14 protein-coding genes are annotated in these 12,544 nt (G+C 40.9%); 2 read left to right on the top strand and 12 right to left on the bottom strand.

The annotated features are described in order from the left end of the window. Positions 1-85: 85 nt before the first annotated feature. Positions 86-904, top strand: coding sequence for a PRD domain-containing protein (locus tag HPT25_RS10095; protein ID WP_173063272.1), 819 nt, complete (start codon positions 86-88; stop codon positions 902-904). A 103-nt stretch (positions 905-1,007) separates the two neighbouring features. On the opposite strand, the gene nagE is transcribed toward HPT25_RS10095, so the two are convergent. The 6 genes from nagE to HPT25_RS28650 all read right to left on the bottom strand — a co-directional run bounded on the left by nagE (position 1,008) and on the right by HPT25_RS28650 (position 7,182). After that, positions 1,008-2,450 carry an N-acetylglucosamine-specific PTS transporter subunit IIBC gene (gene nagE / locus HPT25_RS10090; RefSeq protein ID WP_173063269.1) on the bottom strand — a complete coding sequence of 481 codons (1,443 nt, stop codon included), beginning with the start codon at positions 2,448-2,450 and terminating at the stop codon, positions 1,008-1,010. A 105-nt stretch (positions 2,451-2,555) separates the two neighbouring features. Beyond that, positions 2,556-3,041 (bottom strand): PTS sugar transporter subunit IIA, encoded by a 486-nt coding sequence (locus HPT25_RS10085; RefSeq protein ID WP_173063266.1) that lies wholly within the window; start codon positions 3,039-3,041, stop codon positions 2,556-2,558. 319 nt (positions 3,042-3,360) lie between these two features. Further along, complete coding sequence (locus tag HPT25_RS10080) at positions 3,361-4,734, bottom strand: RsmF rRNA methyltransferase first C-terminal domain-containing protein (protein ID WP_173063263.1); 1,374 nt, start codon at positions 4,732-4,734, stop codon at positions 3,361-3,363. 113 nt (positions 4,735-4,847) lie between these two features. Then, positions 4,848-5,771 (bottom strand): NAD(P)/FAD-dependent oxidoreductase, encoded by a 924-nt coding sequence (locus tag HPT25_RS10075; RefSeq protein WP_173063260.1) that lies wholly within the window; start codon positions 5,769-5,771, stop codon positions 4,848-4,850. Between the two features lie 5 nt (positions 5,772-5,776). Next, complete coding sequence (locus HPT25_RS10070) at positions 5,777-6,322, bottom strand: 5' nucleotidase, NT5C type (RefSeq protein ID WP_173063257.1); 546 nt, start codon at positions 6,320-6,322, stop codon at positions 5,777-5,779. After that, a complete protein-coding gene (locus HPT25_RS28650) occupies positions 6,319-7,182 on the bottom strand; it encodes a LysR family transcriptional regulator (protein ID WP_173063254.1) in 864 nt (287 codons plus the stop codon). The genes HPT25_RS10070 and HPT25_RS28650 overlap by 4 nt, the downstream gene beginning before the upstream one ends. 128 nt (positions 7,183-7,310) lie before the next feature. Here HPT25_RS28650 and HPT25_RS10060 point away from each other — a divergent pair, with 128 nt between their 5' ends. Further along, positions 7,311-8,762 (top strand): MFS transporter, encoded by a 1,452-nt coding sequence (locus tag HPT25_RS10060; RefSeq protein WP_173063251.1) that lies wholly within the window; start codon positions 7,311-7,313, stop codon positions 8,760-8,762. A gap of 338 nt (positions 8,763-9,100) precedes the next feature. Here the strand turns inward: HPT25_RS10060 and HPT25_RS10055 are convergent, their stop codons facing one another. From HPT25_RS10055 to HPT25_RS10030, 6 genes are all read right to left on the bottom strand, one after another. Continuing rightward, positions 9,101-9,637 (bottom strand): PepSY-associated TM helix domain-containing protein, encoded by a 537-nt coding sequence (locus tag HPT25_RS10055; protein ID WP_173063248.1) that lies wholly within the window; start codon positions 9,635-9,637, stop codon positions 9,101-9,103. A 229-nt stretch (positions 9,638-9,866) separates the two neighbouring features. Then, a complete protein-coding gene (locus HPT25_RS10050) occupies positions 9,867-10,829 on the bottom strand; it encodes a LacI family DNA-binding transcriptional regulator (protein ID WP_173063245.1) in 963 nt (320 codons plus the stop codon). Between the two features lie 47 nt (positions 10,830-10,876). Continuing rightward, on the bottom strand, positions 10,877-11,245 hold the full coding sequence (locus HPT25_RS10045; RefSeq protein WP_173063242.1) for an avidin-fold protein: 369 nt from the start codon (positions 11,243-11,245) through the stop codon (positions 10,877-10,879). Between the two features lie 112 nt (positions 11,246-11,357). Then, a complete protein-coding gene (locus HPT25_RS10040; protein WP_173063239.1) occupies positions 11,358-11,522 on the bottom strand; it encodes a hypothetical protein in 165 nt (54 codons plus the stop codon). Next, a complete protein-coding gene (locus tag HPT25_RS10035; protein WP_173063236.1) occupies positions 11,523-11,879 on the bottom strand; it encodes a DUF952 domain-containing protein in 357 nt (118 codons plus the stop codon). A gap of 116 nt (positions 11,880-11,995) precedes the next feature. After that, on the bottom strand, positions 11,996-12,514 hold the full coding sequence (locus HPT25_RS10030) for a DinB family protein (protein ID WP_173063233.1): 519 nt from the start codon (positions 12,512-12,514) through the stop codon (positions 11,996-11,998). Between the last annotated feature and the right edge of the window lie 30 nt (positions 12,515-12,544).

Here is a 12,544-nt window from a genome sequence, read left to right as displayed (position 1 = left end):
TAAATCAAACACCGAATTTCTTTTATAGTATAATATTTATTGAAAATGAACTCTGTTGCCCAGGGAAATCAGGAGATGTTTCCATTTGAGAATTAAAAAAATCCTTAATAACAATGCTGTTGTGGTAATCGACAATAATGTAGAAAAGATTGCCATTGGGGCAGGAATTGCATTTCAAAAAAAGAAAAATGATATTGTCAATCCAGATAAAATTGAAAAGCTATTTGTTGCCAACGAAAATGAACGATTCCAACAGCTCCTTCTCCAAATCCCTGAAGAACACTTTACCCTCTCAGAGGAGATTATCACCTACGCTGAAGAGTCCCTTCATTGTAAATTAAACGATCATATCCATATCGCTTTGACTGATCACTTATCCTTCGCCATTGAAAGAGTACGAGACGGAATTATTATTAAAAATAAATTGCTGCATGAGATCAAGATTTTATATAAAAAAGAATTTGATATAGGGATTTGGGCTATAAAACATATTGAAAAAAATTTAAACATCAATATGCCAGTGGACGAAGCCGCTTTTATTGCCCTGCATCTACATACTGCGAAGCTTCACGGCGGGGATATGAAGCAGACATTGAGGCAAACAGTGATTATTGGGGATATGGTCGAGACGATCAAAAATAACCTTGGAATTGAGCTTGAAGAAGACGATCTGTCTTATCAGCGCCTCATTACCCATTTGCGCTTTGCTATCTTCAGAGTCAGCAGCAGTGCACCGAGTACAATGGATGAGGAAATGCTGAAAATCTTGAAAAACAAATTCCCTGTCTCCTATAATTGCGCTAAAAAAGTGGCCGCAACCCTTTCTCAAAACTATAATATTCAGCTGCCCGAGCACGAACTGGGGTACATTTCACTTCATATTGAAAGATTAAGAAAACGTTAATTTTAGAAAAATCACCAACTTACTGGACCAAAGATGCTACTTTTCCTATCCTCCAGCAAAAAACCGCTTGGACCTTCAGTGTCCAAGCGGTTCTTTTATAAAATTATTTCTTGCGGATTTTCGCAATCTCATCAGCGACGAATTGTACGTTGGTACCCACAATAACTTGAATGCTTTGCTTTCCAACGATATTAATGCCTGGTACTCCAGTCGCTTTAATTTTCTTTTGGTCTACAGCATTCATGTCCTTTACTTCTAAACGAAGACGAGTAACACAATTGTCAACAGAAACAACGTTTTCATCTCCGCCTAAACCTTCATAAATTTGAGCTGCCATTGCAGAAAATTTACTTTCACCTGCTGCTACAAATCCTTCGGAAGATTCATCATCTTCTTCACGGCCAGGCGTCATTAAATTGAACTTCGTAATTAAGAAGCGGAAGACAAAATAATAAATAACAGCAAATACTAAACCTTGCACAAGTAACATATATGGCTGATGTGCCATTGGAAGTCTTGAGCTTAAGATAAAGTCAACAAGGCCGGCACTGAAACCAAAACCAGCAGTCCAGTGAAATGCTGCAGCAATGGCTAATGAAACACCAGTTAAAACAGCATGTACGAGGTAAAGCATTGGCGCAACAAACATGAACGCGAATTCAATTGGTTCTGTAACACCAGTAAAGAAGGAAGCGAAGCCTGCTGCTAACATTAAAGAAGCCACTTGCTTTTTCTTTCCTGGTTTTGCTGTGTGGTACATCGCAAGACAGGCAGCTGGAAGACCAAACATCATAACAGGGAAGAAACCTGCCTGGTATCTTCCAGTAACGCCCACGACCCCTTTTCCAGACCAGAAATTACCGATATCGTTAATACCTGCAACATTAAACCAAAATACAGCGTTTAACGCATGGTGCAAACCAGTTGGAATTAATAAACGGTTGAAGAAACCGTATAATCCAGCACCAATAGCACCTAATTTAGCAATTGTTTCACCAAAAGTAACCAATCCTGTAAAGATTACAGGCCAGATAAAGAATAATACGCCAGATACGACCAACATCGAAACCGCTGTCATAATTGGCACTAACCGTTTGCCGCTGAAGAAAGCCAATGCATCTGGCAATTTCACATGACTAAAGCGATTGTACATAACAGAAGCTACGATACCAGAAAGAATTCCAATAAAGGCATTTTCAATTTTACCAAAAGCTGGATCGACTTTAGCTACATCAATATGCTGAAGCATCGCTACAGAATCTGGTGATAGCAAAGTCTTTACAACTAGATAGGCAACCAAACCGCTCAATGCTGCAGAGCCATCCTTATCCTTTGCCATCCCTAATGCTACGCCTAATGCAAATAACATCGGGATGTTTCCAATGATGGCATTTCCCGCTTTAATTAAAAACGCTGCTACAGGGCTTCCTGCACCCCATCCTGTTGGGTCAATCCAGTAACCAATCCCCATTAAAATGGCGGCCGCTGGCAATACCGCAACAGGTAACATCAATGAACGGCCAATTCTTTGTAAATATTTCTTCATTTTATTACCCCCCATAAAAATAAAATAAATAATTTCTATAAAAAATCAGTGAAAATGTCGGTTGAGCGGTTTGAAAGAAATCACCTCCTTAAAGCTTTGGTTTGATTATTGAACTGTAATCATAACCGTCTTGCCGGCAATACCGTTTTGATCTGTTGCAAAGCTGTATTTTTTACCGCTGTCTTGGCTGTTTGTAATAACAATTGGAGTAATAATGCTTGGGACATGCTCTTTGAGAAAATCCCAATTAACTTTTAAAAGTGTCTGTCCGACTGCAACCTTATCGCCTTCTTTGACAGCTGTTTGAAATCCCTCACCATTCAGGGCAACAGTATCTAACCCTACATGAATCAGAATCTCCGTTCCATCCTCAGCCAGGATCCCTACCGCATGTTTTGTAGGTGCTACTTGGATAATGGTTCCGTCCACTGGTGCCACAATGTCTCCATGATCTGGAACAACTGCCGCGCCGACACCCATCATTTTTTGATTAAAAACAGGATCGGGAACTTCTTCAATTGGGATGATTTCCCCATTAACTGGTACAAATATATGAAGGTCTTTTGTCTTTTTGAAAAAATTAAATTTCATTGCCTTATACTCCTTTGATATTTATAAATGACAGGGAATGAATAATTATTATTATTAGGCTTTCCCTTGCTTCGACATTTCCATATCGGGAAAGAAAAACAAAAAAGGCATGGGGGTACAAACAAAAGGGTTAAAATAACACCTTCCATTTTTACCACCATGCCTGATCGTATCAGTAACATGTGATCCATATTCAACTGATACTAATGTACCATATAAAAATTTTTTTGTAAACGGTCACATTTCGAGGATTTTACCCGATTGATTTCTACTCGAATCCAAAATGAGCAGTGCATTTACCTAGTTCACAATCAAATCGTTAACGATTTCCCGCCCATCTTAACCCTTTGGGATAATGATTTTTCAACACGTTGTCGGATAGTTTCCCCCAGCCAAGCGAATAACTATCCACTTCCACCAAATACCAGCCTTTTGTCCCTTCTGCCTCCAAGGATTCCCCTTTTAAATAGGAGATAATTTCCCTCGAATCTTTCCCTATGTTCCATTTATTCTTTACTTGGCTCCCATGCAATGATAAAGCCAAGGCATGAGAAGGTTCGAAACGATTCTTTTTAATCGTGCCTAAGTGCCAGCCAGGGCGTAGCACTTTCAAATGATCCAAGGTGAGTATGTCCTTGGGCATCAGGTATAATTGCTCGCCAAATAACAAAAAGTCACCTTTGGGCGGATCAATTAACGTTTCCTCTGCAAACTGAAAATAACTTTTGAGCAGTTTTTGGTCTGTTAATGGTTTGGCATATTTTCGCTTTCCAGGCTCTTCACCAGAAGTTTTGCGTAAAACTGCGATATAATGGCCTTCCCCCTGAATGTGATGAGGCCAAATTCGCACCGTTTTTTCAATACTGGCAACCGCCTCTGGAATCCAGTCTGCCCTTCCCGTGTCAAAGCCTTCATAGACATGAGCGGCTTCCACTTCAAAGTTTGGATGCTCCTGTAAAAAACGGCTGATCGTCCCTTCGTTTTCCTCCGGAGAAAAGGTACAGGTGGAATAAACCAGCCTTCCTCCCGGACGCAGCATCCCCCCGGCATACTCTAAAATATCAAGCTGGCGCGCTGCACAGATGGCGACATTCTCCAGACTCCATTCCTGACATGCTTCAGGATCCTTGCGAAACATCCCTTCACCGGAACATGGTGCGTCTACCATAATCCGGTCAAAATAACCCGGAAACCTTTCAGCCAATCGGGCCGGCGTTTCATTGGTGACAACCGCATTCCGTACCCCCATACGCTCGATATTCTGCGAAAGAATCTTGGCTCGGGCCGGATGGATCTCATTCGTCAAAAGTAATCCTTGCTGGTTCATTCTTGCCGCAATATGTGTTGTTTTTCCGCCAGGGGCCGCACATAAATCCAGCACTTTCTCTCCTGGCTGCGGATCCAGCAGTTCTCCGGCTGCCATGGCACTTGGCTCTTGGATATAATACAAGCCGGCTTCATGGTATGGATGCTTTCCCGGCCGCTCCTCCGCCCCATAGTAAAACCCTTCTTTTACCCATGGAATCTTCTTTAAGGTAAATGGGCTTATTTTTAAAAACTCATCGAGGGAAACCTTAAGAGTATTCGCCCTTAGTCCCTGTGCTTTATGTTCTTCATAGCTTTGAATAAAAGCTTCATATTCATCTTGTAAAAGCTCACGCATTTTGACAAGAAAGTCCAGTGGCAGTTCCATTCCAACACCCCAAATTCTGCAATTCCTGTATGTATTTTATCGTCAAAACATGGCATTAACTGTGGTTCCCTTTTTAAGGTCAGTGAATTTGACCAGTGACTTGTCAGATGCAGTTACACTAAAAGGGATGCTAAAAACTTAGCAGCTGTCGCCCCCTGCCCTACAGATGCGGCAATGCTGGAAAGAGGAGAATCTGTGCATACATCGCCGACGGCAAAAATGGAGCTGTTGCTAGTTTTTCCGGTTTGATCTGTAACAATAAGTCCTTGTGGGTCTATGGCCACTTTCCCCTCTACCAATTCATAATTCCGCTTAATTCCAATCCGAACAAACACTGCATCCACCATTAAACAACTTGATTCACCGTCATCTTTCACTAAAGTAATGGAAGTGACACGGTGATCTCCGTTGATGGCAGTAACCTTTGTATCTGTAAGAATCTTTATGTTGCTTTTCTGATTGGCAAGTGTAATAAATTCCGATCTTGCTTTGAATGATTGAGTTCGATGTATTAAAAATACATTTACCCCTGCATCCGCCAATAAAATAGCCCCTTCAAAGGCACGGTCTCCACCTCCGACAACGGCAGCGGTTTTATTTTTAAAAAGCTGACCATCCGTTGTCGCAGAATAATCCTCGCCTCTTTGGAGCATTTCCCTTTCACCTGGCACTTCCAAGCGTCTTTGACCGGCTCCTGAGGCCAATACCAAATATCGGAAATGGATGACTTCCAATTTCCCATCTTGTTCAAATGTTACAGTCTTTTGCGCCTCATCTATCTTTAACACAGTTGCATTTAATTTGCAGTTGCAGTTCAATTTGGCTGCATGCTTTGTTAATACCATTTGCATCGCTTGCCCATTTTCTGCATAAAGCCCCGGATAATCGATAATTTCATTTTGAATTTTTGCCAACTGACCGCCCAATTCGTTTTTTTTCTCAAGGAGGAGATGATCGATCCCAAGACGTTTACACCATATAGCCGCAGAAATTCCTGCCGGCCCTCCGCCAACAATCATGACATCTACATACTGCATGGAATCTATTCCCCTTCCCGCTCAAAATGATTAATGAATGCCTCAAACTCGAGCCAATTCTTCACTCTCGGGACATCTACATCCCGATTATAAGGATAATCCATGGCGATTGCTGTCCGTCCTGTTGCGGCAAAGCCTAGTAAATTGTGGGGGGCGTCATCAAATAATAAATCCCCGACAATCATGTTTTTCCGATGAGCAAATATTAAATTATTTCGATCCAGAAACGGGAGATTCTGTCCTACCCAACGTTCCTTCTCCTCATATGCACTGGAAACACTGCTTGTAACTATTAAAATATCAAATCTTTTGTTTAGCCTTTCCAATACTTCAATTGCATTTGGCAACGGTTTTAACCCTAAGAACAATCCAGGTTCCATTAAATAGTCATAAATCTTCTTCCCGCACTCCGGCTTCACATACTTCTCGGAATCCCAGCATAATAGCCGTACTACCGACAAATTATCATTATAATCTCGATTATAGCGTCTGTGCCACTCTGACATCAAATCACAAATAACCGAATCCATATCAATAAGTAACGTCTTCATACTTTCCCTTTAACCTCTTGTAACATCTCAATAAATTTTGAAAGTGCGCTTGTCATTAGACTATCCTTGTGTCGTATGAAAAAAGTTTTGGCTGTGCTATAGGGAGCTGGGATAGCAAAAGAACGCACCACCCCTGCCTGTTCAAGAGTTTGAATCGAAGACTTTGGTATGAATGACGCACCAAGTCCTGAAATGACACCTTGGATCATAGCATCTGGATGATTAAACTCTAAATATCGTACGCTGCCAATACCAATGGATTTCAGCCAAGTTTCAAGCTTCTCCCGATGTGGACAACCTTTTGTATTCATAAGAAAAGGCTGGTGACATACTTTTTCAATATCTTCTGCTCCCGGGGCACTTATTAACACAAGTTGCTCTTCCAATATAAGCTCCTGAACAATGTTATCATCATTCTGTTCTGATTTTACCAATGCCCCGTGTAGTTGAAAATGACGTACCTTTTCCACCAACTCACTTGAATAATCCGTCATAAGCGATAACTCTACTTTTGGATATTGCTTAAAGTATTTAGCTAGGATGGCAGGAAGATACATGGCAGAAGCCGTATGAGTGGCTCCCAGCATGAGCCGCCCCACGGGTTCTTCAGAATCATTCATGGCTTTTTGCGCCTCGTCGAGTAGATGGATAATTTGCTCGGTATAACTTAATAGCTTCTCACCAGCTGGTGTTAATAACATCCCCCGTTGGCGATAAAAAAGCTGTGTATTTAGCTCGGCTTCTAATTGCTGTACCCTTGCCGTAACGTTTGACTGAACATATCCAAGTAATTGAGCCGCTCTCGTTATACTTCCCTCCCTTGCCACCGCCTGAAAAATACGGAGTTCATTACTTTCCACTGTGATCCCTCCTTCTTCTACTATCACAAAAAACGAATCATATCATCATTAACAATCATTTTACATGATTATATTTCTCCTGTACATTGATTACAGTTACAAAATAAAATCAACTGGAGGATTGACAAATGAAAGGAGAACATTCAAACAAGTGGGCAGTGTTGGCTGTTGTTACGCTTGTTTCATTTGTGACCAACTTGGATGCCACGATCGTAGTAATCGGCCTTCCAACATTGATGGAAGAGCTACATGTGACAATCGTGACAGGAATGTGGACCATCACTTCCTATCTAATTACTAGTACTATATTTTTGCTTCCAGCAGGCAGGTGGGCAGATGGAGTAGGGACAAAACGAATCTTTCTCTGGGGATTTGGAATTTTCACTGTAGCTACAGTACTCTGCGGTCTAGCTAACTCTGGTCTCATGCTTATTATCTTTCGGCTTATCCAAGGCCTTGGTGCAGCATTTGCCTTGGCAACTGCCACTCCTATTATTATGCGGACATTTCCCTCTGAGCAATTTGGTCTTGCGATTGGAATCAATTCCACCTCATGGATATTAGGCTCCATTATTGGCCCTGTTGTTGGAGGAGCCTTAATAAGTGAGCTCGGATGGCGCTCCATCTTCTTTGTTTCTGCCCCATTTGGATTAATTGCCTTGTTGGCTGGGTGGTTCCTATTAAAGCAATCCCACGTCCGGGAGTTTTTCAAAACGGATTGGATCGGGATCTTCACTTTCGGACTAGGATTGACTTCTCTTTTAGTCGTTCTCTCCCAAGGGCAGGATTGGGGTTGGGGCTCCAGCCGTGTACTAGCTCTCTTCATAACGACAGGATTGTTGTGGGCTGCCTTTATTATCACGGAGTTAAAAGTCCAAGATCCTCTTTTTAACCTTAATTTATTCACTCATAGGCTTTACACTACAGGACTAGGAATCACCATGTGTTATTGCATTGGATATTTTTCGATAACCGTCCTTCTGGCGCTATACCTGCAAGGTGCACAACAGTTATCGCCTTTACAATCCGGGCTGCTGCTGCTGCCCTTGTCACTCCCCCAATTGGTGATGGGACCGCTTGGAGGTAAATTAGCCGACCGCCTTGGTCCGATTCGACTTTTACTATTAGGTATAGCCTTGATCGCCTTCTCCTTACTGCTGCTAGGAAATATCGGAGAAAAATTATCTATTTCGGGAGTGATCATTCCATTGTTCATTATTTCAGCGGCAAACAGTTTGGCCTGGCCATCGCTTGCCAAAACGGTCTTGTCAGCAGCTCCACCGAAACAAGCAGGATCGGCCTCTGGAATGTTTTATACTGTGTACAATGTTGGCCGTGTTGTCAGTCAAACACTTACACTTATATTGCTCCAGCTTAGCGTGGCACCTGCAATGGCGTCACACATGTTTATGGGGATGGGCATACAGGCTAAAGCTGAAAAAATCTCCATAGTACATGTAACAGATATAGGTTTTCGTGTTTATACAATATTTTTCGTTATCGCTCTATTGCTCAGTACGATAATGTTCCTGCCGCATAAACTCAAGCAGGTGAACACAAGTATGGAACGACAAGCTTAATAAGAATGAACGTAACTCGAGATGTTCAGGTCTTTTTAGTCTAGTAATTGAAAAGCGACGTTAATAAAAGTAAGCAGCTGCCTTACATGTTTTATTTGTAAAAAAAAGACAGCCCCGAGCGAGCGGTAGGCTGTCTTCTCCTTTCCACCATTTTTTCGCCAGCAAATTTCAGGCTGGAATCGAGGATTCTATTTACTTTACCCTCTAATGTGTAAAACTAAAATCGCTTGAAACCATTGAATTTTGCGGGAGGGACAAACTCCCCAGCAAAAAGAAGGGCTAATATGAGAGGAAATGAAATTACTTATGTTTTAGGGATCCGCCCCCGCAACCTGCATTCAGGTTAACCCTTGTTCGTTAACAAGCTTCCCATTTTTTCTCGTTTTCCGTTTTCTGCCTGCACCAAGCACCTTCGCAGATAAATAGATGCCCGAACCGGTTAGAAAAATCATAGAAATCGCAACGAGGTCTATAAGCCATTTGACATTGGCCGTTCCGATCCTTCCTTTATGCAGCCCTTTGATAATCCCCATGACGGTACCTGAGGATTTGCGTTCTATATTGCCTCCGCCCATACCCTCTAAACCACTGGAACCTGAGATTTGTCCTGTCGTACCGTTTTCAGACTTCCCTCCTGTTAATGGACCAGATTGTCCGGCAGCCTGCACTTGGGCGCTTCCTTGATTTTTTCCTGCTGTCATAATCGTGTTGTTTGTCCCTACCCCTGATTGCCCCGTACCATTGCTTCTTTTCTCCATTTTTGACTGCCCAATGAGCCATGGCTCATTCATCAATAAGCCCGTTATAGACTCCATAAAGATAAAAATGGATGCAATCAACCCAATCCACAAATGTGCTTTTCTTGTTTTTTTCATGTCGAACTTTCCTCCCCAAAGACCTTTTCTCTGAACTGGGAAACTTGATTTACTTCATATGTACAATCCTCCCGATCAACCAATAATGATAACGATAATCATTATCATTTATATAATAGCAGTAATTGAGAATCAATTTCAATTACTTTTTGTAAAAAAAGAGGATGTCGTTTTGGCAACATCCTCCTTTTTCATTTAATATGGAAAATCAATATTTTTCCGAGCATAATCAAACCGTTTTCCTCTCAATTAACCGCACGGGGATTTCTTCATAGGTGATCCCGCAGTTATCGATGGCTTGGAGAAAAAGTTTTCTTCCCATTTCAACGTGGGGAATTTCAATAGTGGTAATGTCCATCACTTTGGCAATTGACTGATTATCGAACCCAATGACTGCCAGGTCATTCGGAATTGAAATTCGATTTTTTGTTGCAGATGCCACTATTCCCGCCGCCACTTGGTCGCTTGTTACGAGCAGGGCTGTTGGCGGATCGTCTATTTCCATGATTTGCTCCATAACCTTATATCCATCATCCAAAAATAAACAATGATCAAATATGTAATGAGGATTATTGGGCAAATCATGCTTATTCACAAAATCACGATAGGCCAACTCGCGATATTCACTATTGGAACCCGACATCCGGCCGATACAATAGCCAATTTTCCGATGGCCCTTTTCATATAGATACTCTAAAGCAAAATGAAAAACTTTATAATGATCAACAAATGTGGAGGAAGCCTGCTTGCCGAGCGTTTTTTCACATAGAACTATGGGGCCGTACTGAATATACTCTTCAATAACCGACCACTCGCAAATTCTCGAACAAATAATCAGCGCATCTATTTGTTTTTGCTTTAGCATATTCAGCCCTTCCAATTCCCTGCTTTCTACATAGTTCGTTTGAATTAATACTAGGTTGTAATTTTTATTTAAAGCTTCATTTGCGATTCCTTTTACCATTAAAGCAAAATAGGGATGGTCCGAATATGGCAGCACAACCCCAATAAGAAACGTTTTCCCTGTACTAAGATGAACAGCATTAATATTTTGCTGATAATTACTTGTTTCAATTGCGGCTAAAACCTTCCTCCGCTTTTCCTCACTCACATATGGATGGTGATTAAGTACACGCGATACAGTTGTTACAGACACACCAGCCATTTTGGCAAGGTCCCTAATGTTTGTCACACAATCACCTTTTCAATAAAAAATTCCTTTTCTCTATTATACCTTTATTAGCAAGGGAAGTCAGAAGACATCGGCAGCAGTTCTTCAATGACAGATTCACTCACATGGGTTTGACCTTCTGCCAAGCACCATTTTGCTTGGAGTCTCAACTGGCCGTTTGCGGGGGATTTTTCAGGAGTAAAGGTGCAAACTCCACCGAAAAAAAGTGATGATTCATTGAAATGACTGAAAGCAGCTTGGAGAATCCCCTTATCGTTGACGAGGCCAATAAGCTCGCCATATTTGACATTGCCTCCATAATATTTGCCCTGCACAATAGAACCGTATTGCTTACAATAAAACACCGTTTCATCCGTGATATCCCAGTCTCCTACATGTTCAATTCCAATCAACACTTTATTATGATAATCCATCATGGCAATCATCCCCATTCTTCAGTGGTTATAAATCTTCACTAAAGCTCCAACTGACAATTATTTGAATTTAGTGTATATTATGGAACCCGTTTCATATCAAGAGTCAATTTACTCAACGTGCTTGTTTAAATTGACCCAAATAAAAAGGCAATGTCCATTTGATTAATGGTCCATTGCCTTCTTTTTCATGTTCTGTTAAACTTGGCTGTTGCAATCGGGGCGTACTTGTTTGGCGACTTCCCATTTCTTGGTTCTGCGTTTTAACCATTAGTTCCATTTAAAATTTATAGCCCGTTGATATTTCATTAGGAAGATTAAAGAAACCTTCTGCTGACTTTACAAACGGTACAATTTCTATTACAGATCCAATATTCAAAGGTCCGTAAATATGAGGATATTCTTGTCCGTTTGATGCCTTTTCATATTTAATCTCTTCGGTTATTAACTCAGGATTAAGTATTAATAATAAAACTTCCGATTCGTTTTTAAAATATTTATTAGCAACCTCAATTGATTGGTTAAAGAAAGAACAGTGTATAAAGCCCTCATTAATTAAAGAATCCTCGCTAAGAACTCCCTTTATTTTAAACTCTTCCCAATCTTTATGCTTTATTATTTTTGTTATTCTGAACATAGTTTTTACATCCTTTTTTTAAAAAATTATATCATAGCAGTGGTATATCCAGCGAAGCTGTCACCACCCGCGATAAGGGAATGCCAAACTTCCCCTCAAGAGCCCCAGACGAGAAATCATGAAGTTTGGGGCATGTGCATGTATAGGTAAAGTCCATAATCTTGCATCACCGAGGTGTGTCCCAGTTGACGTAACATGGTAGCTATATTCCCACGGTGATACGATCCATGAGTGACAACATGGATTACCGTTTCAGAAACAGAAGTTTCAAGTAACCCAGCATAGGGGTTATCAACCATTATCACCCCATCAAGATTTCCTTGGCTGTTCAGAAGTTCTTTGTAACGTTCTGATAAGTCTAAAAAGAGGTTTTTCATTTCTTCAATACTTTTTGATTCTATCTGCTCTCTTAATTGATCTGCATACGCCAAAGCTTCTTTCATGTCTTTACCTGAAATAATGTCAAACCATATGTAATCTGTAACATAAATGTGAGACAGCACCTTTGATATGGAAGAAAAACCAGTTTGTATTTCCTTATGATAAATGTCTTGAGGAAGTTCTTTAAAACGATCCATTATAACTCCATTTGCCCATGCGTGGTAGTCGTACATTTTTAATGTAAGATGCGTCATGTTAAATTTCCTCCTATTTTTCATGTTCTT

It is taken from the genome of Neobacillus endophyticus (assembly GCF_013248975.1).
In the GTDB taxonomy this organism is placed as follows: Bacteria; Bacillota; Bacilli; order Bacillales; family Cytobacillaceae; genus Neobacillus; species Neobacillus endophyticus.
This window is presented reverse-complemented; position numbering and strand designations above follow the sequence as displayed.